A 23,021-nucleotide genomic window follows, 5' to 3' on the forward strand; every position below is an offset into this window, starting at 1 on the left:
CAAATAATATCGAAACCCGATGAAAATTGGAATTACCTACGACCTCATGCAGGATTATCTCGACATGGGGTTTTCGAGGGAAGAAGCGGCAGAGTTTGATAAACCCGAAACGATTCAGGCAATTCATGGCGGACTTCTTGCGCTTGGTCATGAAGTAGTGCAAATAGGCAATATTACCAAACTCACAGAACGTTTGGTGGCCGGCGACCGCTGGCATATTGTTTTCAATATCTGTGAAGGCGTATACGGCATTGGTCGCGAGGCACAGGTGCCGGCTATTCTGGACGCCTATCGCATTCCTTATGTTTTTTCAGATCCACTGGTACTGGCGCTAACATTGCATAAAGGTATGACCAAGCGCGTTATCCGCGATTTGGGAATTCCAACACCCGATTTTGATTTGGTTGAGTGTGCCGATGAAATTGCGGACGTTCACCTGTCGTACCCTGTATTTGTTAAGCCGGCATGCGAAGGTTCCGGTAAAGGAATTGACGCTTCGTCGAAAGTTGTAGATGCTGAAGGGCTTCATAAAACGTGTACTCAGTTGCTTAAGAAGTTTGGCGGCCCATTGCTCGTGGAAGAATTCTTACCCGGCAGGGAATTTACAATAGCCATTATCGGCACGGGAGAAGATGCCAAATGCCTGGGCATTATGGAATGTATTTTTAGGAAAAATGCGCCTACGGATTCATATTCCTACGAAAACAAGAATAACTACGAAGAATTCATGGATTATGATTTTCCCGAAGGTCCGGTGGCAGACCGCTGCATGGCAGTTGCACTGGAGGCCTGGCGCGGATTGGGATGCCGCGATGCCGGTCGCATTGATATACGCATGGACAAGCATGGCACACCCAATTTTATTGAAGTAAACCCATTGGCCGGCTTACATCCGATTGACAGCGATTTACCCATTATCGGCAGACACCGGGGCATAGATTTCAACACCGTTATTAAAATGATTATGGAGTCAGCGCTGAAAAGAAATCCTTGATTTGTTTTAAACTTCGAAGGGGCAATCCTTTTCAAAAGCTTAATTATTAAACGGAATGCCGTTAGGCCTATTTTCCAACGAGGACTGAAGTCATGGAAAGAGAACCGGCCACAATCACATCATTGAAAAAATCAATCGCTTCATCTTCTTGCTGCAGCGCCAGAATGTACAACAGCGGCAGAAAATGCTCCGGCGACGGAATCGCATAACGACCCGATTTACCAAGGTTTTCGAAATGAATCAATGGCTCATGATCATACGATAAAATTTTCTCTTTAAACAGATCATTCATCTCAAATGCCCAGTCATAGCCGGAAGGAAGATTTATATTATCAAAACTGCTGATATTAATTTTACGCAGATTATGAACCATGTTACCGCTGCCAATTATTAAAACGCCCTGCCTGCGAAGTGGTTCAAGCCTTTTGGCAAGTTCATAATGTTTAGCGGGCTTACTCCCAATATCAAGACTTAGCTGAACAACTGGGATGTCTGCTTCAGGAAACATTTTCATTAACGGCACCCAGCAACCGTGATCCAGACCCTGCTGCGGCTCGGGAATGACCATTGTTTTTGTAAGAATTGTGCGGATATTTTTTACCAGTTCAAGGCTCCCTTTCGCAGGATAACTGACTTCATATAATTCCTTTGCAAAACCGCCAAAATCGTGAATGGTGTGGGGCTTTTCAGCGGCAGAAACACGGGTTCCCACAGTTTCCCAATGCGCCGAAATACAAAGAATGGCCGTAGGACGCGGTATGCTTAAGGCCGCTTTTCGCCAGCCTCTGGTAAATTCATTTTCTTCGATAGCATTCGTAGGACTACCATGCCCGACAAATATCATTGGCATTAACGGGACACGTTCTTCGGATTCCATAGCATTAATTTTTGATGCAACAACAGCCTATTTCACAGCGAGTAAACAAAAATAGCGAAATAATACCGCGAATGCAAGTAACAATGTTGTGAACAATATGAAACCGGAATTCAAACGCCGATGAAACCTTCTATCCATGCGGCTTATTCAATAACAATCTGGTAGCGGTCAAGTAAACCAATAGCACCCTGTGGAGAGAATACTGCTTTTTTTATTCTGTTTAATTCAGGATCAATCGAAAAATTAAAAGCTGTGCGAAAGTCGGCTTTCTCAATATTTGTCTGATTAAAAACAGACCGTGTCAAATCGCAATTATGAAAAACAGATTCAGAGAGGTCGGCAAAAGAAAGGTCGGCTTCACGCATCAGGCAATCGGCAAACGTTGTTTTTTTAATTTTTTTTCCTGAGAATACCGTATAATCCAAAGAACATTTCTCAAACCGAAATGAAAGTAAAAAATCTTTGCATCCCGAAAAATCGACACCAATCAATTTGCATCCATTAAAAAAAACGCTCTTCAATGCCGTATTGCTCATTTTCGTCATGCTGAAGTTGCAGTTCTCAAATGTACAGTCAATAAAATCAAAATCAGAAAGATTGGTTTTTGAAAAATCGCAATTTTTAAAAATACAGGTATCAAATTTCCTTGCGGGAATAGTTTTACCGGAATAATCAAGATTCGTAAACGTTTCTTTTGTGTGTTGGTTTGCGCTCATAGTGCCAGCTTCTTTTACAATCTCCGTTTTAAAACAATCAACATTTATTAATGATTTCTGTTATTCGCAGGGTCCATCCCTGTCGAATGCATACTGCGGTATCACGTCACCTGCGCTGCCGCATTTGTTGTTCGCCATCCATGAAACACCAATAATCCGCATATTTTTCACGGCTTTGTAACGCCCATCAAAACCCGTATAGGCAGCCTGCATCAATACACATTTTCGCTTTACAATAAGCTGCACCATCAGGTTTTCACTGTTTGACCGAATGCCTCGTAAAATTCCGAACGGTTCATAAATGATGCTCCAGTTGGTATCAAGATTAAGCCTGTGTATTGCTGTTTTCAGCTTCATACCTATTAGCAGGCTGTCGCATTTTTCAATATCAAATTTTCGGTTGTTGCTCCGCTGCCCATAACAGATATGCACTGCAAAAAACAGCAACAGCGAAATGAAAACAACACGATTTAGTCTCATAATGGCACTGTATAATCTGATTTCGGTCAGCTTTGACAACAAACTGCATGCGCAGATGCTGTATAAACTTCTTGCCGGCCGCATCAATGGACAAAAGTAGACACTTTTTCTCGCAATGATAATTATTTGTTATTTTTTTGAATAGTGAAATATCCTGAAATAACCATCGTTTGAGCTTGATAATCTAAAATTCTACCTTTATGAAAAAGCTATGTGTGATGTTGATTGCTGTAACATTTTTCGCTCTGAACAGCCAGGGCCAGACTGAACCAAATTCGACCAAAAAGAATGGCTGCTTTAAGATAAGTTCATTATCTATCAGCTCAGGCAGCAACAGCTACCGCACTTTTGACCGCAATAACCATGATAACGAACATGGTTTTGATTTTAACAACTCATCAAACGGAAAGCACGGCATGAATTCAGATAACATGGGTTTCATGATGGGCTCACGAAACAACAACGGAGATTCAAGAAAACTGCTAAACCTTGAAATGGGGCTCACACCTTACAGCAAAAAGCTGGGAGCGTACAACAAAAAACGTGAACTGGTAATTGGCCTTTGGTATTCCGGCTCTGACCTGGCAAATAAAAGGACTGAACATTTCAGCACAACGCCGGGCGACACCTTTACATTCAATTCCATCGTTTATCATTCTGACACTGTTGCACGGACCATCCGGTCATACCGTGAAGAAGCCAATGTACTCGGTGCAAGTGTACAATACCTTTACAAAACCGATCCCGAAAAACGATTTTCATTATTTACAGGTTACGGCATTACAGCCGGTTATGCCATAACAGCGCGCATTTATAAATCATATTCGAAAGACAGCACCATAGCATTGAGTCTGAACAATACAAGACCATCGTACGATGTTTTCAGGGACGGCACCATGCTTGGCACTGAAGAAATACGCACTGAAATGAATGCGGATCCAACCATTCTGACGAGCGTATTTGTGCCTTTCGGAATAAATTTCAGGATAAGCAAAACGAAGGAAGTCTGGAACCAGATGAACTTATTCATCAAAGGTAATGTAGGCATGGAAGCACGGGTTGTGGTAGGCGGAAAAACGCATTTCGATCCATATTCGGGCGGCAGTATGGGCTTTAAATTCAGTTTCAAATAATCATTTTGCTGTCCGTTCATCTCAAAAACTCACTGTTTAAGGGATGTTCAACATCAGAGAACAAAAAGCGCAGGCCGGATGCCTGCGTTTTTTGTTTATTCAATGAAGTTAAATTTTGAACAATAATAACTCACGCTATCCGCCTACCACGAAACCATTCGCAACGATTTCCCTGTTTCTTACTCCATTTTATTTATTTTTGCAGATAATGTAAATTCAAAATTTAAATCAGGCAGAGATTTTGTTCATGAAATATTCATTTATAATAGCATCATTCAACCGCCTCAGCGAAATCAAGGAGCTTTTGGCATCAGCCGAGCAGCTTGACTTTCAGCGTTCCGACTTTGAGATTCTGATCTCCGACGACGGCTCCAGTGACGGCACTACCGAATTCATTAAAAGCTACATATCGCCTTCAGGACTTAACCTCCGCTATATTTATCAGGAAAATAAAGGTCCGGGTGAAGCCCGCAATCAGGGTATGAAAACCGCTGCCGGTGCATATTTCATCTTTGTTGACAGCGATTGTATGTTCCCGCCCGAATACCTTGGCAAAGTGGATGAGCATCTGAGCCGCGAGCCGCTCGATGCATTCGGCGGTCCCGACACCTGCCATCCGTCGTTCTCCCCACTTCTTAAAGCCATCAACTATTCCATGACCTCATTTATTGGAACTGGAGGCACTCGAGGCTCTGAAAAAAGTATCAGTAAAAAGTTCTACCCGCGCAGTTTTAATATGGGGATAAAACGGGGCGTTTTCGAAACAATAGGCGGAATGGGCGGTCTGCGCCATGGACAGGATATGGAGTTTTCGTCACGCATATACCGCAATGGCTACAAGGTTGGACTCATTGCCGACGCCTTCGTTTACCACAAGCGCCGAACAAGCCTCAAACGCTTCTACAAACAAATATTTAACTGGGGTGTGGCACGCGTTAATTTGGGACGTCTGGATAAAGGCATGCTGAAACCCATACACTTTGCACCTTCCATGCTGGTAGCAGGTTTCATTCTATTACTGCTTCTCACACCTTTTCCGTTTTTCCCGAAATGGATATGGATAATCGTAGGCGGATGCGCCCTGCTTGTTGCCGGATTAGCGTTCGTGCAATCTGCAATGCGCTACCGTAACTTCAAAGTTTCGCTATTATCAATTATTACATTATATTTACAGGTTGTTGCCTACGGCCTGGGTATGATAAAAGGATTGTGGCAGGTAACCACCAAAAAAGGAACCGCCTCCGGATACACAAAAAATTATTATAAATAATCCATCTCAAATCATGGATATCAAAACACATTTCAGCAAATCAATAGAGGTCAAACAAAAAATTCTGGACGATGCAGGACTTCTGTCTGTAATTACAGAAGTGGCCGGGATTGCTGTCGCCTCTTTGAGTGCGGGCGGACGAATACTGCTTTGCGGAAACGGAGGAAGTGCAGCCGATGCACAGCATATCGCCGCCGAATTATCCGGTCGTTATGGTTTTGATCGTGCACCGCTCGATGCAGAAGCGCTCCACGTAAATTCCTCGTACCTCACGGCCGTGGCCAATGATTATGCCTTCGACGAAGTATATGCCAGACTTGTCCGCGCCAAAGGCCGCAAGGGAGATTTGCTGATAGCTATTTCCACTTCGGGAAATTCAGAAAATATTATTCGCGCCATGAATGCCGCAAATGCAATAGGCATGATAACCATAGCAATGACGGGACAAAACGGCGGAAAACTGAAAACAGCCTGCGCACTCCTTGTAAACGTACCTTCGGAAATCACACCCATTATTCAGGAAGCGCATATTGCCATCGGCCATGTAATTTGTGGTTTGATTGAAGAAAAAATGTTCAAAAAATAGTCGTGAGTCATGAGTCGTGAGTCGTGAGTCGTGAGTCATGAGTCAAAAAGAAGATAACGTTCGTAAAGTCAAAATTATCAAATCTTCAAATTGACTAATTAAAAAGTAACCCAATTATAACAATTATTAGTTCATCGTTAATTGAATCCTTCATTGAAAATAGACAGTACCTGGACCTTGTTTCTTGACCGCGACGGTGTAATAAATACCAAGTTACCGGGGGCGTATGTTGCATCATGGGAGCAGTTCAGCTTTATCGATGGCGTAAAAGAATCGTTGATTCGCTTAGCCGAAAAATTCAATCGCATCATTATTGTTACCAACCAGCAAGGCATTGGCAAAGGCATCATGACTGAAAAAGAACTTGCCGTGGTTCATAAAAAAATGGTGAAGGAGATAAGCCTTGCCGGTGGACGTATCGATAAAATCTATCATTGCCCCGATCTGGCAGAAAGCGGAAGCATTTGCCGCAAGCCCGAAACAGGCATGGCACTGGTAGCACGGGCAGAATTTCCGGAAATAGTATTTTCAAAATCAATCATGGTGGGCGATGCATTATCCGATATGGAATTTGGCCGAAGATGCGGAATGTTCACGGTGTATATTGGCCGTAACAGTCCTGAAACGAAAAAAAACAGCCATCTTATCGACATGTCCTTTAAAAATTTGAACGATTTTTGCGCTTCAGTAAATATTATTGAATGATTTACGTTAGAACGATTAAACGCACTTGCTTATGAGACCGTTTGCAACAATTATAATATTAACCGCTTTGATGGTGAGCAGTGCAGTGGCACAGCCTGTGGGAAAAACCGATTCAATTGGTCGCAAACAGGGATACTGGAAAAAATACAGCGGCGATACCCTTAAATATGAAGGCACTTTTAAAAATGATCAACCCACCGGCGAATTCAAGTATTATTTTCCCGATGGCAAAATAAAATCGATAGCCAACTATACTGATAATGGTAAAGTAGCAAAGACTGTTTCGTTTCATCCTAATGGAAAAAAATTAGCCGAAGGCACTTTTATCGACAAAAAAAAGGACGGTCAGTGGAAGTATTATAACACATCCGAAATATTAATTGCAGAAGAAAACTACAAAAACGGTCTGCGCGATGGCGTCTGGAAAACATGGCTCGAAACAGGCAGGCTCGACGAAGAATTAAATTATAAAGACAACCTGAAGAACGGCGAATGGAAACAGTATTATCCCGACAGTCTGGTCAAGGTAAAAGGTACGTATGTTAACGATGAACTCAATGGGCTGATTCAATATTTATACATCTCCGGGAAAATAATGATATCAGGCACTATGAAAGCCGGAATACAGGATGGAGTCTGGATGTACTTTACGGAACTCGGACCTACCGACAAACGTATCACCTATCGCAACGGACAAATCTCAAAGGAGGAAATAGCCGTTCAGGCCAACCTTGTAATACAGTATATTGATATTTATACCATCGCCTATATCTTTTCGGAAAAAGGAAAATGCAGTATTCGTCTTAAAGACGGAAACGATATCCCCATCACTAAAAAGCTTGAGGAAATGGAATACGTGATGAATGATTCTAAGTTTTTTCGGGTAAATCCAGAATATATCGTAGCAATATGGTCAATTAAAAACCGCACAACATTCTCGCGTGAAGATGGAAAGCTTGAGCTTTACCCAAAACCGTCAAAAGATGTTATAGTTGCAAGCGACAAACTGCAGGGTTTTTTACACTGGGCAGGACTTATTAAAGGAGAAGAATAACCATGTCACGAAAAGGGCGCGTGTTAGTTGCCATGAGCGGTGGTGTCGACAGCTCCGTTGCGGCACTGCTGCTTCACGAAGAAGGCTGGGAAGTGATTGGGATTACCATGAAAACATGGGATTATGCCGCATCCGGTGGTTCGGCACACGAAACCGGATGTTGCTCCATCGATTCCATAAACGACGCCCGCGCAATGGCCGTAAAACTGGGCATGCCGCATTATGTGCTGGATCTGCGCGATGTCTTCGAAAAAAAGATTATCAGCAACTTCATTGATGAATACTTGGCAGGCCGCACACCCAATCCCTGCGTGCTTTGTAACAGACTTGTGAAATGGGGCGATATGCTTGAAAAAGCCAATCAGCTCGATTGCGAATTCATTGCAACAGGTCATTATGCCAGGGTTGCTCACGAGAACAACCGTTGGTTTCTCAAAAAAGGTTTAGATAGCCACAAAGACCAGACATACGTGCTCTGGGGACTCGACCAGGAACAGATTAGCCGTACCATGTTTCCACTCGGCGAAAGAAATAAAAACGACATCCGGGAAATTGCAAAAAGTGCCGGACTCGCACGTATTGCAACAAAAAGCGAAAGCTATGAGATATGCTTCGTTCCTGATGACGACTATCGCGGATTTCTGCGAAGGCGCGTTGAAGGACTGGAACAAAAAGTTGATGGCGGCAATATCACCGACACCGAAGGAAAAATACTCGGTAAACATCATGGCTATCCTTTTTATACCATTGGTCAACGCAAAGGACTTGATGTAGCGGCCGGGCACCCGCTGTATGTAAAAAAACTCGACCCGCTGACCAATACCGTAATCCTTGCAAAAAAGGATGAATTGCTGTCAGATGAAATGATAGTCCGCGATTACAATCTGATGAAATATGCAAAGATTGAAGTCCTGAACAATATCAGCACTGCCATTCGATACAATGATAAAGGTACCGGCTCCCGCCTGATAAAAAATGATGAAGGCACTATTAAAGTAATGTTCGACCATGCGGTTTCAGCAATTACACCGGGGCAATCGGCCGTTTTTTACGAAGGAGACGACCTTGTCGGAGGCGGAATAATTATGTAAACAAATAAATCATAAATATTTTTCCTAAATTCGCAGATATAAATTTAACAATGTGAAAAAGACACTCCTACCCCTTTTATTCGCCATAACGATTTTTGCCGGGTGTAAAAAAGATTCTGTACTTCCACCCGTTGACATGGGTTACCGCTATTTTCCGGTAAATGTCGGGCATTGGGTCCTTTATCAGGTTGACTCAACCAACTGGAACGATTTTACGGGTGCAGTTGACACATTTCAGTTTCAAATTAAAGAAACCGTTGAATCGGAATATCTTGATAATGAAGGCCGCCCCACCGCACGCCTTGAGCGCTATAAAAAAATGAGCGACACAAGCTCCTGGTACCTGGCCGATGTTTGGGTGATGAATCTTACTCAATCCACAGCCGAAAAGGTGGAGGAAAATATTCGTTTCGTGAAAATGATCTTCCCGACTAAAAGTGGTTTGGTATGGAATGGAAACATTTACAATACGCTTGGCAAGCAGGATTACGAATACAAGCAATTTAACAAACCCTATATTGCCAACAATATTCAGTATGATTCAACTGTTACCGTTCTGCAGGCAAATGAAATAACGCTTATTAGTGAAGATATTGCAAACGAGGTTTATGCGCGGGACATAGGCATGATTTATAAGAAATATCGCAGCATTGTGAAAAAGCCAACCGGCGAAATTGAAAAAGGCAAAGATTACACATATACAATTCTTTCTTACGGCAACTAATTACTTTATCATCATGAGAAAATTCATTTTCGGCTTTATCCTTGTTTCTATTGCTCTATCAGTCGATGCTCAATACATTGCCAGTAAATTCAGAGTCACTTTCAGTGATAAAACAGGCAGCCCGTATTCCATTTCCACCCCTTCGGCATTTCTTTCGGCACGCGCTATTGCCCGTCGCACTAAGCAAAATATTGCTATTAAACTTAATGATATTCCCGTCAACAGCTGGTATATCGACAGTGTTCGCAACAAAGGCGCTCAAATACTCACTGTTTCAAAATGGTTCAACTGCATTTCAATTTTCACTACCGATCCCAATGTAATAGCAGGTATTCAGGCGTTGCCGTTCGTGGTTTCAATCGATACACTGGCTGAAACCCCCGTTAAAAAAGGCGCCAAATACATTCCTAAGAATTATGATACGATGAAAGAAGGCAGCCAGTCACTACCTTCCGGCAGTAAATTTTCTCAGGATATGTCGGAATTGCTTTCGCCACAGCCATCATTTCTTTCAACCAATGTTTTTGATTACGGGCAGGCTTACACACAGGCGCACATGATTGCTACGGACTATCTGCACAGTCAGGGATTTCGCGGACAAGGAATGGTAATCGCCGTTATTGATGCCGGTTTTTATCATGTAAATTCAATAGGCATTTTCGATAGCTTATGGGCAAATAATCAGATTTTGGGTACTAAAGATTTTGTTGAACCCAACGGTGATGTTTTCACAAAATCCACACACGGCATGATGGTACTTTCTATCATGGGTGGCAATGCTCCCGGACAAATGATTGGTACGGCTCCGTTGGCAAGCTACTGGCTGCTTCGTTCCGAAGATGCCGATACAGAATTCCCGATAGAAGAAGATAACTGGGTGGCCGCAGCCGAATATGCCGACAGTGTTGGCGCCGACGTTATCAATTCGTCACTCGGTTATACCGAATTTTTAAACCCCGATTGGAACCACACCTATGCCGATATGAACGGTCATACCTGCCGTTCAACGCTGGGTGCAAATATGGCCGCCGCTAAAGGAATACTCGTAGTAAACAGTGCAGGTAACTCAGGCAACGATGCCTGGAAATACATTGGTGCACCCTCTGACGGCGACAGTGTATTGTGTATCGGTGCCGTTGACGGAAATACGAATTTTGCCAGCTTCAGCTCACACGGACCGGCTTACGGTGGCGACATAAAACCCGATGTTTGTGGTATGGGCGAAGGCACCATTGTTTCGTCTACTTCGGGAAGCGTAATGCCGGGCAATGGCACATCATTCTCCAGCCCGGTTATGGCCGGCTCCGTAGCATGCCTGTGGCAATCGAACACCACCATGACCAATATGCAGGTGTATCAGGCAGTGATTGCATCGGCCAACAGGTTCAATAATCCGGACAGTCTTTATGGATACGGCATACCCAATCTGACAGGAGCCTTCCTTATTCTGAGCGGAAACAAAATTCATAATTTTGACGAAGAAAATAATATCAATGTAGCTCCGAACCCTTTTTCTGATAGTTTCTATGTTGTGTTTTATTCCAAGGATACATTAAAGGTAAAAATTGAATTGTTTGACCTTGCCGGCAAAATCGTTTTTGCTGAAGATAACATAGAACGTGGTTATGGGCTCACTTACATTCCTGTTGACGGTATTTCCAACCTGTCAAAAGGTTTTTATATTCTGAAAGTAACTTCCGGAAAGAAAATATTTACGGATAAAATAATGAAATCCCGCTAAGGGCGGGATTTCATTGATGCTTTTGATATCTTAACCGGCATTACAGCCGTTAATCATTTTCTATTTTGTTCTTCTTGCAGCCGTAGGAACGCCACGTGTATTTCTCTTATTCTTGATAATGAAATTCTGGTTGATGGGAATGGTATTTCTCTTGATTTTTTTCTGCCATGGCGAATGATAACGCTTGGCTACCGCAGATCTTCTGCGTTTTATCATTTTTTTGTAACGGTAATGTCTGGAGCACGATTCCAATGCCAGCGTTGTGACAAAAACAATCAGCACTACCACATACCACTTTTTTAAATATCTCATAATCAAATCTCTATATGATTATTGCACCGATTAACGGTTCCTTTGCACAATTTTCAGTCAGTAAAACTAATAATAATTTTTTAAAGCGTACTAAGATTGATATTTATTATTTTATGATAGTTATACCCAACTTCCCGCCAAAAAGTTTCAATTTTTAATTAATAATCCTAAGAATTATTTATACAAAGTTGAAAAACAGGCAACTAATTTACAATAAAATAATCGTTCGGGTCGAAATTAATTAATATTTAATCACTGACCTCCCCTCAGGGAAAATTGAAATTTAATCGAAAACCTTACCAGACATGGTTTGTATGGCAATTTTCCCGGCAAGGCATGCTTCAAAAAAATATTTATCTTTGAATTCATAAAACCTAAACACTTATCTGATGTTGCAATTTAAACTCAATTACTCCAAATGGATTACAGTGCTCTGCCTCATTCCAACTACCCTCTTCGGGCAACTCAGCGGAACGAAAGTGATTGGTACAGCACCTTCAGATTATACCACTTTTTCTGCAGCAGTCACCGCGTTGAATTCTTCCGGAATTAGTAATTCTGTTGTATTTCAGGTAAAACCGGGTACCTACAATGAACAGATTTCAATAGGTGCCGTAAACGGTACCGCAGCCAATAAAACCATAACTTTTGAATCGCTGAACCACGACAGTACCTCGGTGATACTTCAATTTAACTCGTCGGCAACAGCCTCTAACAATTACGTACTTCGGTTAAACGGTACCGATTACGTTACCTTTCGGCAGATGACCATACAACGGACAGATACACTGGCTTACGCCCAGGTGGTTGACATTTCATCGGGCGCAACCCATAATACCTTTTCTAATAATATTATCAAAGGAACTACAAAAGCAAACCTGAATACTTATTGCGCGCTGATTGGCTCAACCAATGCACTCGAAGATTCATACAACGTTTTTACACAGAACAAATTTCTGTACGGCAGTTTTGGATTCTATTACCTTGGTCAGGGCAGCACTATGCCCGAGTCCGGGACACAAATTACCTATAATACCTTCAGCGGACAGAATTATAGGGCTATCTACATGACAAGCCAGCGATCAGCCAAAATAAATAATAATATTATCAGCACAGCAAGCGCAAACAGCAATTATGTAGGTATTTATGGGCAATATGCCAACGACAGCCTCCGTATACTGAAGAACAGGCTCGACCTGAGCACGGGTACAGGAATTTATCTGGCAAACTGCAACGAAACATCAAGCATCCGCGGGTTGATTGCGAATAATTTTATTGCTGTAGGCGGAACATCAACAGCACATGGAATCAGTTTGAACAACGTTAAACTTGAATGTATTTATAACAACAGCATCCACATTTACAGTAGCAGTGCTGCATCGGGCAGGGCACTATTCCTGAACGGGTCGATAACTGCAACACTTTACATAATAAATAATGTACTGGCAAATACAGGCGGCGGATATTGTTACTATGCAGACGCGACCACAGGAACTCCTGTTACTTCTTCTAACTACAACGATCTATACACAACAGGCAGTTATGTGGGCTCATGGAAAAGTGCCGGTAATACAGCCTTGCTTTCCGACTGGCGCACGGCCTCATCGCTTGATGCCAATTCGGTTTCGGCCGATCCGCTTTTTACTTCTGCTTCCGACCTCCATGCTTCATCGGGAACTATTCATGGTGCAGGGACAGCCGCTTTGCTCTACTTTTCTATCACCGATGATATCGACAATCAGTCACGTTCAAATCCTCCTGACATAGGCGCAGATGAATTCAATATTGAAGATTTGGGCATCAGCGCCTTTGACAACATCCATGGAATTTGCCCGGGTATAGCATTTCACGTTACTGTGTTTATTAAGAATTTTGGCAGTTGGCCCTTTAGTGGCTCTGTTCCCGTTTTCTACCTGATACAGGGTTCGCCGGTCGTTAATGCTACTACACCTTCAATTACACTCAATCCCGGCGACAGCACCGCTTTCACATTCAGCCAGACAGAGAATATTGCCATTCCCGGAGCACATTCAATCACAGCCGGAACAACTCTTGCGGTGGACATAAATACATCCAACGACAATACTGCTGACAGTGTCCGTATCTTTCCGTATGCTGCAGCCAGCGCAGGTCCTGATGTACCGGTATGCACAGGCGATAGTGCCACACTCACGGCCACGGGAGGTACTGGATATACATGGAATACGACTCCACCAAGTTCAAACCCCACCATTACTGTGCTTGTCGCCGACACTACCCTGTTTTCCGTAACAGTAATCAGCTCCGACGGATGCTCGGCAACAGACAGTGCCTATGTTTTTCCTGCGCTGTTTCCAAAGCCGGTTGCAGGATTCAGTTTTATGCCGTCTAATCTGCAAACAAGCTTTACCAATACCTCAACAGATGCCCTCACCTATTTATGGGATTTCGGCGACGGCAATACTGACAACACAGCCAACCCTGTCCACACCTACACTGCAACAGGTAATTATATTGTTACGCTTTACGCAATCAATCCATGCGATTCCGACACAATTACACAAAACCTGACACTCAACAGCATTGACGAAAATGGACAAATTCCCGCATTTAATATTTCGCCAAACCCGGCCGTTGATTATGTAAGAGTGTCGGTAAATATTCTGAACGAAACCATCAAAAGTGCAGAAATATCAGACGTTACAGGTAGATTTGCCTGCAACATTTCAATAACCGATATCCTGAACGACAGAGCACTTAACGTAAGCAAACTCGCTAACGGCATGTATTTCCTGAAGATTTACACTTCTGCCGGTTTGCGTGTTGTCAGGTTTATTATCAACCGTTAGTTGTTGTAAACACCTATTAACAAGCATTCCGAAGGCGTAATACATGCCTGAACGTCTATTTTTTTATTTTTTTTCTGATGAAAATTAATTCAAAATGCTATTTTTGTAAACGCTGTTTCTGTTGGGAATAATGAGATAGCGAAGCGGTCGGATCCAATGAATCAAATACGAAACATACTATTTGCGGCAATAGCCATAATACTGTTGTCGGGCGGATACGCCCGGGGACAGGAAGAGCCTGATTCCAATAACTTCCTCATCATAGAAAGTATGAATGACAGCATCGACCTGCATTCCAATTTTTATGATATCACCGACTCCCTCTCAGAATTTTTTCCCATGTCATCATTCTATGAAAACTGGGACACGGAAGGAATTCATTTTCCAAAAGTTGATTTTTCAAAAAAAGAAGATACCACTATTCTTGTGCTATGCGATGAAAAAACCAATTTCTTTGTGATGCCGCGCAAAGACAAGATTAATTCCGACTATGGATTCAGGCACAGACGCTTTCATTACGGCATCGATATCGACCTTAATATTGGAGACACCATACGCAGTGCGTTTGACGGGATTATTCGCATTTCCAAATACCATAAAGGCTACGGAAATGTAGTTGTAATAAGGCATTTCAACGGTTTAGAAACTATTTACGGGCATATGTCTGCAGCAAAAGTGTTACCCAATCAAACGGTGAAAGCCGGTGATGTTATTGGTCTTGGCGGCAGCACCGGTCACTCTACCGGACCCCATCTTCACTTCGAAATCCGTTATCTGGGAACCCCCATGAATCCACGAAAAGTTGTGGATTTTGAAAAATTCAAATTACTGAGCGACACATTGCTTATCACTAAACAAACCTTTGAAAGCCCGCTCAAAAGCATCAAAGGCGGAAAAGGCACCACGACCACTCAAAACTACAAAGGCGGCGGAACTTATTATACCGTTAAAAGCGGAGATACACTGGGGCACATCGCTGCTAAATACGGCACTTCGGTGAGCACACTTTGCAAACTAAACGGCCTCACGTCCAAAAGTATCCTGCGCATCGGTCAGCGCATCAAAATACGGTAGCATCATCTTTTTTACTTTTTACCGCATTCCTGAATATTTTTATATCTTTGCTTCCGAAACGGTAAGCCATTTATTCATTGGTAATGGCTGCAAGGGAACCGGGTGAAAATCCCGGACAGTGCCCGCTGCTGTAAGCTCTTTAAACTTCCTGGAAACCATATGTCACTGTTCGCTTTCGCGGATGGGAAGACACCAGAGAAGGGAGTAAGTCAGAAGACCTGCCATTTCATTATTGTATTGTAGCTTCGGGAAAAAAGCGAAAAGGACGGTGGCATAAACTTTTTCCTTCTCCCGTATTGTTACTGATGATTAAAATAATCATAGTATAATGCCTTTTCGTTCAGGTTATAAAATAGCTGTTTTTATTCTGTCATTTTTGGCAGCATACAGCTCGTGCACGGCACAAAAGAGCCTGACCGATACCGTTGTTCCGCTCCGGGAAGTCGATGTTTCTGCAGCCCGCCTCGACGTGTTTACTGTTGGCACAAAAGTAGTTCGGATTGACAGCACAGATCTGGGAACTTGCAAAACCCTGTCATTAGCGGATATGCTCTCCACATTAAGTCTTGTTGCCGTGAAAAGTTATGGTGCAGGAAGCCTTGCAACAATTTCTATGCGGGGTACCGGAGCAGCACATGTAGCAGTACTCTGGAACGGATTCAGCCTGCAAAGCCCGATGAATGGAGGAACCGATATTTCGTTGTTGCCCGTGTTTTTTGCAGATAAAGTAACACTGCAATATGGCGGTGCCGGCGCCCTTTTCGGAAGTGGTGCACTTGGCGGTAGTATCCATTTCGAAAATAAACCATCATTTAACCGCGGTTGGAATATCAGTATTGGCAGTGCTGCCGGAAGCTTTGATGATTATTCGGGTCAGTTTTCAGCACTCTTCAGCGGTAAAAAACTGGTTTCATCAACAAAAATATTTTATAACAGCGCTCAAAATAATTATCCATTCACAAATATTACCCTGGTCGCAAAACCGATTTCGAAACTCCAGCATGCGGCTATTATAAGCACCGGTCTTTTGCAGGAAAATTACCTGAAAATAGGCAACAATCAGGAAATAAATATTCGAATCTGGTGTCAGGACGAACAACGGCAAATACCGCCATTAATGGTTAAACCGTATAGTAATGCAACACAGGACGACCGCTTTGCAAGGCTCAGCGCGGGTTGGCAGCGCACAAGCGCGAAAGTTGACCTGCAGCTTCGTTCAGGACTGTTTTACGATATACAGCATTATGAAAACCCCGATATCAATACAGATGCGTTGCTTACCTCCGTTGTTTCATCAACCGATGCCGAAAGTAGTTTCAGACCGGCAAAAGGGCATATAATAAATGCCGCATTGAACCTTACTTATGCGCAGGCATCATCCGATAATTATTCGGAAACCGCCGAACAGCAAAAGGAATCCCTTTTTGTTTCATGGAAATATGTAACGAAAAATGGAAATCTCAAAACTGCCGTCAGCCTGCGCGAAGAAGTTGTTGACGGCACCCTGATGAATCCGGTTCCTGCAGCAGGTATCGAATGGAACCTGTTCAAAAGCTTTAAAGTTTATGCCAACGGCTCAGGTGTGTACAGGCTGCCAACACTAAACGACCGTTATTGGGTACCCGGCGGAAACCGCGAGTTGAAACCCGAGCAGGGATGGACCGAAGAACTCGGAATTCAGCATCAAATCAACATCAAATCATTTACCACCTCGTACGAAATAAGTGCATTCAACAGCAACATTCATAACTGGATTATCTGGCTGCCAATGGATAGTTACTGGTCGCCACGCAACCTGCTTGAAGTATGGTCAAGAGGAACGGAAGCAACCCTGAATGGCGGATTCAGCAAAAAATCATGGCATGTAAAAATAAGCGCGTCCATAAATTATGTGAAATCCACCAACCAGAAATCGAAATATGAAAATGATGCCTCTGTAGGAAAACAACTGATTTATGTTCCTCAGATTTCAGCTTTCGGAAGACTGGAAATAGGTTGGCACAATGTGCAGCTTATATACCTGCATTCCTGCACCGGCGGCAGATACACAACATCCGACAACACATTTTTTCTGGAACCTTACCAAACAGGGAAAATTTATCTTTCAAATAAATTTCATCTGCAGCACTTCGCCATTGAAATCTATGGCAGCATCAGCAACATCTGGAATACAGAGTATCAATCCATCGCATGGATGCCCGGAACGGGACGCAGTTTCAAAGTAGGGATAGTACTCACTGCTGACGGCAGATTTAAAAATGACAATTCAAAATAACAATAAAACAATACCACTTAAAAGCACCGTATTATGAACAAGTACACAAAATTACTCCTGACAACAATTTTTATACTGGTAATTCAATACAGCTGTCGTTGCCAAACCACTTCCGACTTCGAAGATTTGGTATTGCCTGTTGACACCTTTTGGGACGGAAGTGACCTTAGCGGAGGATTCGCAGACGGAAATGCTTATTTCCCAACGGTTTTTGATACTACCTATTTTTTCTGGGATGGCGGCTGGGCCTATTCGAATAAAAAAGACAGTGTGACCGGCGGATTTGGGAATATGTACAGCGCCCGTCCGGCAGGCGGTGTGTTTGGGTCTGACAATTACATTGTTTGCCAGCCTGATGCAAAAATTATTCTTACGGGCAATGCCGCCGGCAAAATGGTGACCGGTGCGTGGATTACCAACGACACCTACCCTGCTCTGAGTATGCGCGACGGCGACGGATTCTCGAAAAAATTCGGAGGCAACAGCGGCAACGACCCCGACTGGTTCAAGCTTTCGGTAAGCGGATGGCTTGGCGGAACAGCACTGCAAGACACCGTTGAATTCTTTTTAGCCGATTACCGTTTCGCCAATAACGCGCTCGACTATATTGTTACCGACTGGCAATACCTGGACCTTAGCCCGCTGGGCAATGTCGACAGCCTGTCGTTTGGCTTGACCAGCTCCGATACCGGCTCTTTCGGTATGAATACACCTGCCTATTTCTGCCTCGATAACTTCATCACTGCCGATTCATACGCATCGGTGCCGGATTACCCAAATGAAAATATTTCAATATTTCCGAATCCGAGCACAGACGTTATAACAGTAAAAGCCCCGGGAATGAAGCGTTTGCGTATCATAAGTGCAATTGGCAGCTGCGTTTTCGAAAATGCGGCTCCCCTTGACGAAATGGAAATAAACAGCACTTCTTTTGCGAAAGGCCTATATTTACTGGAGATATCGTACAGTAACTATTGCATCACCAAAAAAATAATGAAACAATAATCTTGATGATGACAAAGAGAATCATAATACTCATCATTCTGGTATCCTTAACTGTCGGGCTTTACGCTCAGTATCCGCCTGCAGCGGGACAAACAGGCACTACTGCCATGTATAAAGACAGCTCTGCGTTTGTAGCATGGGCAAGTGCATGTACCGTTCAGCGCGGCTTCCAGAATATTGCAGACACCTCACTGGGATTCGTCACGGTAGGCGACAGTTCAATGGCCACAGGTCCTGCAGGCCCCGGAGGCGTTGTAAGTCTAGGCGATGGCGGCATTGCAATACTTACATTTGATGAACCCATTGCCAATGGGCCCGGTTGGGATTTTGCTGTTTTTGAAAATTCATTTGACGGACTTTTTCTTGAACTGGCTTTTGTAGAAGTCAGTTCAGACGGCATAAACTTCTTTCGCTTCCCTCCCACATCGCTTACGGATACCGCCACACAAATAGGCACGTTCGGTACGATTGATGCCACAAAAATTAATAATCTGGCCGGAAAATACAGTTTGAATTACGGAACGCCCTTCGACCTTCAGGAGCTGGATTCCATTGCGGGGCTTGATATTTCAGCGGTCACACACATAAAAATTATTGATGTTGTAGGAAGCATGACTGACAGCCTGGCAACGCGCGATTCGGCCGGAAATAAAATAAATGACCCCTGGCCCACACCTTTTGCACAGGGCGGATTTGACCTCGATGCAGTGGGCGTAATTCATAAACAGCCCCAATCGGTAGAAGAATTCAAAAATATCCAAATCAACGTTTTTCCGAATCCTGCGTCAGATGACATTCGTTTCGCTGTTCCATCTCACGAAAGTGAAAGAAATACGATGGTTCATATTTCGGATTTGGCAGGGCGCAGATTAATTTCACAAGTATTGACTGCAGAATCAGTATCATCAGACACTTACAAAATGGATATTACCGGTCTTTCTGATGGATGTTATTTATTATCGGCTCAGAACGGCACTTCATATTATCATTCAACATTTATCATTCGGCATTAGTATGAAAATTTTCAAAAATATCTTTGTTCTGTTTTCCTTGATAATTATTGTTTCCGGCATTCTTTCAGCCTGTAAGAAAAAGGATGACACACCGCCGGTTAATGATGTGCCCGATATGACTTCTCTGCATGGTGCATTTATTATGAATGAAGGAAACTACCAGGCAGCAAACGGTTCTGTTTCTTTTTATAATACTGACGACGGTACTCTCACCGAAGACCTCTTCAACAAAGCAAACGGGCGCATACTCGGCGACGTGGTGCAGTCCATGTGTATCATCGACAGCAAGGCATATATTGTAGTCAATAATTCAAACAAAATTGAGATTGTTAACCTGAAAGATTTCACTTCAACGGGTCAGATACAAAACCTGGATTCGCCCCGCTATATGCTACCGGTTTCATCAACCAAAGCATATGTTTCAGATCTCTACAGTAACAGCATTACTATTGTCAACCTTGCAACAAATGCAGTAAGCGGCCACATTCCATGCAAGGGAAGCACCGAAGAAATGCTTATGTCGGGAAGCAATGTATTTGTGACCAATACCCGCACCGAATATCTGTATATCGTAAACACAAATACAGATGCAATCATCGACAGCATTCATGTTGGTATAGGCTCAAACTCACTGCAGACAGATAAAAACGGCAAACTGTGGGTGATGTGTGCCGGCGATTTAACCACTTCCGCTACTGCCGGAATATACAGAATCAATCTTCAGAATTTGCAGGTTGAGCAGTCGTTTCCGATATCCGCAACCTTAAATATCTGGGACAAACTGCGGATGAATGCCGCTGCAGATACGATTTACTATCTGAATAAGGGCGTGAATAAAATGGGTGTATCATCCTCAGCATTGCCTGCCGCACCTTTCATCCCGCTGAGTGGTCGCAATTTTCACGGACTGGCTGTATCACCGGCCGGCACGCTGTTTATTGCCGATGCCATCGACTACGTACAAAAAGGAAAAGTTTATACGTACAGCAACGGCGGTGTTTTATTAAATACCTTATCAGCGGGCATTATTCCGGGCGATATCTGCTTCAAATAACGGCAGGTATTAGAGGCGGTCTATAAACAATATCCCGTTCAGATGGTCTATTTCGTGCTGAAAAATAACGGACGTAAAATTTGTAGAGCTATACCCTTCAATCAGTTCCTGATGATGGCTGCCATCGGGCAAATCGTATTCAACTACAACGGCCGAACTGCGGTGACTGTTCCCATGAACTCCCGGAATTGACAGGCATCCGTCGCCGTTGAAAATTATCTGTTTGTTGGAATAAAGTACAATGCGAGGATTCAGATACACTTCAAATGGCTTGCCTGCTTTGTCGAGGCGCTGCACCCATATAATATTGCGGTTTATTCCTACCTGAGGCGCGGCAATACCGACACCGGGGTTGGCCGGGTCTTTAACGGTCACCAGCATTCGGTGTATTAATTGCATCAGCGCAGCATCATTCGTATCGGGTCGTACATCATGACTTTTTGTGCGCAGTTTCAACGAATCGTCAAGGATATTAATGGTGAGCACCCGCATCAGGGTTGTATCATCACCCGCCAATATCAAAGCTTTCTCGTCTGAAGTAAGAGCCAGCGTATCGGGAGGCGGCGTGCCAACGTATTCAATGGTTGGATCTTTCTTGCAACTCAGTGTAAGCAACACTAAAAACAACAGACAAAATACGGGAACAATCTTTCTCATAAAAAAAACGTTTTAACAAAATTACGATAAAAACTATTCAGGCTCGGAAATTATACAAAAACGGGCAGGCTCAGTCCGGTCGGGATTTTTTGCGTTATCTTTGTAATTCAACCTACAATTATGAATATAGAAATTGATTGCAGCTGGAAAAACGATATGGCATTTGAAGCCTCATCGGGACCTTATAAAATAATGATGGATGCCGACGAAAGTGTTGGAGGTACAGGTATGGGCGCCAGACCAAAACCGCTGCTGTTGTCAGCTCTTGCCGGATGTACGGGTATGGATGTGGTGGCCATTTTGAAAAAAATGCAGGTTGAATTCGACAGTTTTTCAATAAACGTCAATGGCGAATTAACGGAAGAACATCCGCGCATTTTTGACAGAATAAATATCATCTACCAATTCACCGGCAAGGATTTACCTTTGGATAAAATTAATAAGGCAGTTCAATTATCTCAGGAAAAATATTGTGGCATCAGTGCCATGCTGGCTAAAGCTGCAGAAATAACCTATGAGATAGAACTCAACTCCTGAAGTTGACCACTAAACTCCTTCACAACATCCGAGAATTCACTCAGAATCATGGCTGTTGCACCCCATATCGTCAGTCCCTGAATGTCGTAAAAAGGCGTAACCAACTCAATGCCGCGATGTAGTTTTATTGATTTTCGCTGGATGCATTTCCCGCTGATAATGTCATTCAGCCGGATATTATAAATTGCAGCAACCTCTTTCTCATCACCTTTAAAAACAGGTGTTGAGGAGGTTACACCAACAACCGGATAAATCATAAAATTGCTTGGAGAAACAAACAACGGGCTCAACCGACCAATTACATGAACGCTGTCGGGATTTACATCCACCTCTTCCTGTGCCTCACGCAATGCTGTTGCTTCAATACTGCTATCCCGTTCATCAGCTTTTCCACCGGGAAACGAAACCTGCCCACTGTGCACACCAGGATACTCAGGCCGTTGAATAACAACGATGCAGATATGCTTTCCTTTTGGATACAACAATATCAGCACGCTGCTGTTTCTCGGCGTAACCGGAGGAGTATCAAACTCAGGGAAACGTATTTCGGGCACCATTTTCATGTGCGAAGCCTTACCGGGAAGTTCTAACTTCAACCGATTCTCCAGAAAAGCCGTAAGCAATTTAAGTTCATCCATATCTGCAAAGTCGCACAATTATTTTCAAAATACTATGACAAAGTTAGTCAAACGAAACGGATTAGAAATACTGATAAATAGTATTCCGGCAACACTTACAGCACACTTATAAACAGCAAGAGCGCTCAATTGATATACATCAATGCCGTTTTGCAACCATCAGGGAGTGTGGCTGATGTGCCACATTGTCAATAACATTGTTGAAATATTGGTAAAAATAATCAGGGCAACCTACCGTAAGTCATATTTTTTTTTAT

22 protein-coding genes and 1 riboswitch are annotated in these 23,021 nt (G+C 43.2%); of the genes, 16 read left to right on the forward strand and 6 right to left on the reverse strand.

What is annotated here, in order from left to right; translation table 11 throughout:
* Positions 1-19 precede the first annotated feature (19 nt).
* A complete protein-coding gene (locus WCM76_06250; protein MEI6765225.1) occupies positions 20-994 on the forward strand; it encodes an ATP-grasp domain-containing protein in 975 nt (324 codons plus the stop codon).
* A gap of 67 nt (positions 995-1,061) precedes the next feature.
* Here the strand turns inward: WCM76_06250 and ygiD are convergent, their stop codons facing one another.
* The 3 genes from ygiD to WCM76_06265 all read right to left on the reverse strand — a co-directional run bounded on the left by ygiD (position 1,062) and on the right by WCM76_06265 (position 3,067).
* The gene (ygiD, locus tag WCM76_06255; GenBank protein MEI6765226.1) at positions 1,062-1,871 is read right to left on the reverse strand and encodes a 4,5-DOPA dioxygenase extradiol; all 810 of its coding nucleotides are present in this window, start codon (positions 1,869-1,871) and stop codon (positions 1,062-1,064) included.
* A 143-nt stretch (positions 1,872-2,014) separates the two neighbouring features.
* Entirely contained in the window at positions 2,015-2,587 is a 573-nt protein-coding gene (locus tag WCM76_06260) for a pentapeptide repeat-containing protein (GenBank protein MEI6765227.1), read from the reverse strand.
* A gap of 60 nt (positions 2,588-2,647) precedes the next feature.
* Entirely contained in the window at positions 2,648-3,067 is a 420-nt protein-coding gene (locus WCM76_06265) for a hypothetical protein (GenBank protein ID MEI6765228.1), read from the reverse strand.
* A 200-nt stretch (positions 3,068-3,267) separates the two neighbouring features.
* On the opposite strand from WCM76_06265, the gene WCM76_06270 reads away from it, so the two are divergent.
* The 8 genes from WCM76_06270 (at position 3,268) to WCM76_06305 (ending at position 11,371) form a co-directional block, all read left to right on the forward strand.
* On the forward strand, positions 3,268-4,200 hold the full coding sequence (locus tag WCM76_06270) for a hypothetical protein (GenBank protein ID MEI6765229.1): 933 nt from the start codon (positions 3,268-3,270) through the stop codon (positions 4,198-4,200).
* Between the two features lie 247 nt (positions 4,201-4,447).
* Positions 4,448-5,470: a glycosyltransferase gene (locus tag WCM76_06275; protein ID MEI6765230.1), complete on the forward strand. Its 1,023-nt coding sequence runs from the start codon at positions 4,448-4,450 to the stop codon at positions 5,468-5,470.
* Between the two features lie 13 nt (positions 5,471-5,483).
* A complete protein-coding gene (locus WCM76_06280) occupies positions 5,484-6,056 on the forward strand; it encodes an SIS domain-containing protein (GenBank protein MEI6765231.1) in 573 nt (190 codons plus the stop codon).
* 153 nt (positions 6,057-6,209) lie between these two features.
* Positions 6,210-6,761 carry an HAD family hydrolase gene (locus tag WCM76_06285; GenBank protein MEI6765232.1) on the forward strand — a complete coding sequence of 184 codons (552 nt, stop codon included), beginning with the start codon at positions 6,210-6,212 and terminating at the stop codon, positions 6,759-6,761.
* Positions 6,762-6,792: 31 nt separating this feature from the next.
* Positions 6,793-7,815, forward strand: a complete 1,023-nt coding sequence (locus WCM76_06290) for a LytTR family transcriptional regulator DNA-binding domain-containing protein (GenBank protein MEI6765233.1) — start codon at positions 6,793-6,795, stop codon at positions 7,813-7,815.
* A gap of 2 nt (positions 7,816-7,817) precedes the next feature.
* Positions 7,818-8,906 carry a tRNA 2-thiouridine(34) synthase MnmA gene (gene mnmA, locus WCM76_06295; protein MEI6765234.1) on the forward strand — a complete coding sequence of 363 codons (1,089 nt, stop codon included), beginning with the start codon at positions 7,818-7,820 and terminating at the stop codon, positions 8,904-8,906.
* Positions 8,907-8,958: 52 nt separating this feature from the next.
* Positions 8,959-9,630, forward strand: a complete 672-nt coding sequence (locus WCM76_06300; GenBank protein MEI6765235.1) for a hypothetical protein — start codon at positions 8,959-8,961, stop codon at positions 9,628-9,630.
* 13 nt (positions 9,631-9,643) lie between these two features.
* Complete coding sequence (locus tag WCM76_06305) at positions 9,644-11,371, forward strand: S8 family serine peptidase (GenBank protein ID MEI6765236.1); 1,728 nt, start codon at positions 9,644-9,646, stop codon at positions 11,369-11,371.
* A 60-nt stretch (positions 11,372-11,431) separates the two neighbouring features.
* On the opposite strand, the gene WCM76_06310 is transcribed toward WCM76_06305, so the two are convergent.
* Positions 11,432-11,683 (reverse strand): hypothetical protein, encoded by a 252-nt coding sequence (locus WCM76_06310; protein ID MEI6765237.1) that lies wholly within the window; start codon positions 11,681-11,683, stop codon positions 11,432-11,434.
* Positions 11,684-12,072: 389 nt separating this feature from the next.
* On the opposite strand from WCM76_06310, the gene WCM76_06315 reads away from it, so the two are divergent.
* The 6 genes from WCM76_06315 (at position 12,073) to WCM76_06340 (ending at position 20,932) form a co-directional block, all read left to right on the forward strand.
* On the forward strand, positions 12,073-14,511 hold the full coding sequence (locus WCM76_06315) for a PKD domain-containing protein (protein MEI6765238.1): 2,439 nt from the start codon (positions 12,073-12,075) through the stop codon (positions 14,509-14,511).
* 156 nt (positions 14,512-14,667) lie between these two features.
* Positions 14,668-15,585 carry a M23 family metallopeptidase gene (locus WCM76_06320; protein MEI6765239.1) on the forward strand — a complete coding sequence of 306 codons (918 nt, stop codon included), beginning with the start codon at positions 14,668-14,670 and terminating at the stop codon, positions 15,583-15,585.
* A gap of 42 nt (positions 15,586-15,627) precedes the next feature.
* Positions 15,628-15,826: riboswitch (cobalamin riboswitch) on the forward strand.
* An 87-nt stretch (positions 15,827-15,913) separates the two neighbouring features.
* Entirely contained in the window at positions 15,914-17,860 is a 1,947-nt protein-coding gene (locus WCM76_06325) for a TonB-dependent receptor (protein ID MEI6765240.1), read from the forward strand.
* 33 nt (positions 17,861-17,893) lie between these two features.
* Positions 17,894-18,865, forward strand: coding sequence for a DUF4465 domain-containing protein (locus tag WCM76_06330; GenBank protein ID MEI6765241.1), 972 nt, complete (start codon positions 17,894-17,896; stop codon positions 18,863-18,865).
* 5 nt (positions 18,866-18,870) lie between these two features.
* Complete coding sequence (locus tag WCM76_06335) at positions 18,871-19,878, forward strand: T9SS type A sorting domain-containing protein (GenBank protein ID MEI6765242.1); 1,008 nt, start codon at positions 18,871-18,873, stop codon at positions 19,876-19,878.
* Between the two features lies 1 nt (position 19,879).
* A complete protein-coding gene (locus WCM76_06340) occupies positions 19,880-20,932 on the forward strand; it encodes a DUF5074 domain-containing protein (GenBank protein MEI6765243.1) in 1,053 nt (350 codons plus the stop codon).
* Positions 20,933-20,941: 9 nt separating this feature from the next.
* Here the strand turns inward: WCM76_06340 and WCM76_06345 are convergent, their stop codons facing one another.
* A complete protein-coding gene (locus WCM76_06345; GenBank protein ID MEI6765244.1) occupies positions 20,942-21,589 on the reverse strand; it encodes a peptide deformylase in 648 nt (215 codons plus the stop codon).
* Between the two features lie 120 nt (positions 21,590-21,709).
* Between WCM76_06345 and WCM76_06350 the strand changes: the two genes are divergently transcribed.
* The gene (locus WCM76_06350; protein MEI6765245.1) at positions 21,710-22,126 is read left to right on the forward strand and encodes an OsmC family protein; all 417 of its coding nucleotides are present in this window, start codon (positions 21,710-21,712) and stop codon (positions 22,124-22,126) included.
* On the opposite strand, the gene WCM76_06355 is transcribed toward WCM76_06350, so the two are convergent.
* Complete coding sequence (locus WCM76_06355; GenBank protein MEI6765246.1) at positions 22,102-22,764, reverse strand: CoA pyrophosphatase; 663 nt, start codon at positions 22,762-22,764, stop codon at positions 22,102-22,104. The genes WCM76_06350 and WCM76_06355 overlap by 25 nt on opposite strands.
* Positions 22,765-23,021: the final 257 nt, after the last annotated feature.

The sequence above is a fragment of the Bacteroidota bacterium genome (assembly GCA_037133915.1).
Taxonomy (GTDB): domain Bacteria; phylum Bacteroidota; class Bacteroidia; order Bacteroidales; family CAIWKO01; genus JBAXND01.

Coding starts and splice junctions, on each gene's coding strand:
- WCM76_06250 (MEI6765225.1), top strand. CDS start 20: ATGAAAATTGGAATTACCTACGACCTCATGCAGGATTATCTCGACATG.
- ygiD (MEI6765226.1), bottom strand. CDS start 1,871: ATGGAATCCGAAGAACGTGTCCCGTTAATGCCAATGATATTTGTCGGG.
- WCM76_06260 (MEI6765227.1), bottom strand. CDS start 2,587: ATGAGCGCAAACCAACACACAAAAGAAACGTTTACGAATCTTGATTAT.
- WCM76_06265 (MEI6765228.1), bottom strand. CDS start 3,067: ATGAGACTAAATCGTGTTGTTTTCATTTCGCTGTTGCTGTTTTTTGCA.
- WCM76_06270 (MEI6765229.1), top strand. CDS start 3,268: ATGAAAAAGCTATGTGTGATGTTGATTGCTGTAACATTTTTCGCTCTG.
- WCM76_06275 (MEI6765230.1), top strand. CDS start 4,448: ATGAAATATTCATTTATAATAGCATCATTCAACCGCCTCAGCGAAATC.
- WCM76_06280 (MEI6765231.1), top strand. CDS start 5,484: ATGGATATCAAAACACATTTCAGCAAATCAATAGAGGTCAAACAAAAA.
- WCM76_06290 (MEI6765233.1), top strand. CDS start 6,793: ATGAGACCGTTTGCAACAATTATAATATTAACCGCTTTGATGGTGAGC.
- mnmA (MEI6765234.1), top strand. CDS start 7,818: ATGTCACGAAAAGGGCGCGTGTTAGTTGCCATGAGCGGTGGTGTCGAC.
- WCM76_06305 (MEI6765236.1), top strand. CDS start 9,644: ATGAGAAAATTCATTTTCGGCTTTATCCTTGTTTCTATTGCTCTATCA.
- WCM76_06310 (MEI6765237.1), bottom strand. CDS start 11,683: ATGAGATATTTAAAAAAGTGGTATGTGGTAGTGCTGATTGTTTTTGTC.
- WCM76_06315 (MEI6765238.1), top strand. CDS start 12,073: ATGTTGCAATTTAAACTCAATTACTCCAAATGGATTACAGTGCTCTGC.
- WCM76_06320 (MEI6765239.1), top strand. CDS start 14,668: ATGAATCAAATACGAAACATACTATTTGCGGCAATAGCCATAATACTG.
- WCM76_06325 (MEI6765240.1), top strand. CDS start 15,914: ATGCCTTTTCGTTCAGGTTATAAAATAGCTGTTTTTATTCTGTCATTT.
- WCM76_06330 (MEI6765241.1), top strand. CDS start 17,894: ATGAACAAGTACACAAAATTACTCCTGACAACAATTTTTATACTGGTA.
- WCM76_06335 (MEI6765242.1), top strand. CDS start 18,871: ATGATGACAAAGAGAATCATAATACTCATCATTCTGGTATCCTTAACT.
- WCM76_06340 (MEI6765243.1), top strand. CDS start 19,880: ATGAAAATTTTCAAAAATATCTTTGTTCTGTTTTCCTTGATAATTATT.
- WCM76_06345 (MEI6765244.1), bottom strand. CDS start 21,589: ATGAGAAAGATTGTTCCCGTATTTTGTCTGTTGTTTTTAGTGTTGCTT.
- WCM76_06350 (MEI6765245.1), top strand. CDS start 21,710: ATGAATATAGAAATTGATTGCAGCTGGAAAAACGATATGGCATTTGAA.
- WCM76_06355 (MEI6765246.1), bottom strand. CDS start 22,764: ATGGATGAACTTAAATTGCTTACGGCTTTTCTGGAGAATCGGTTGAAG.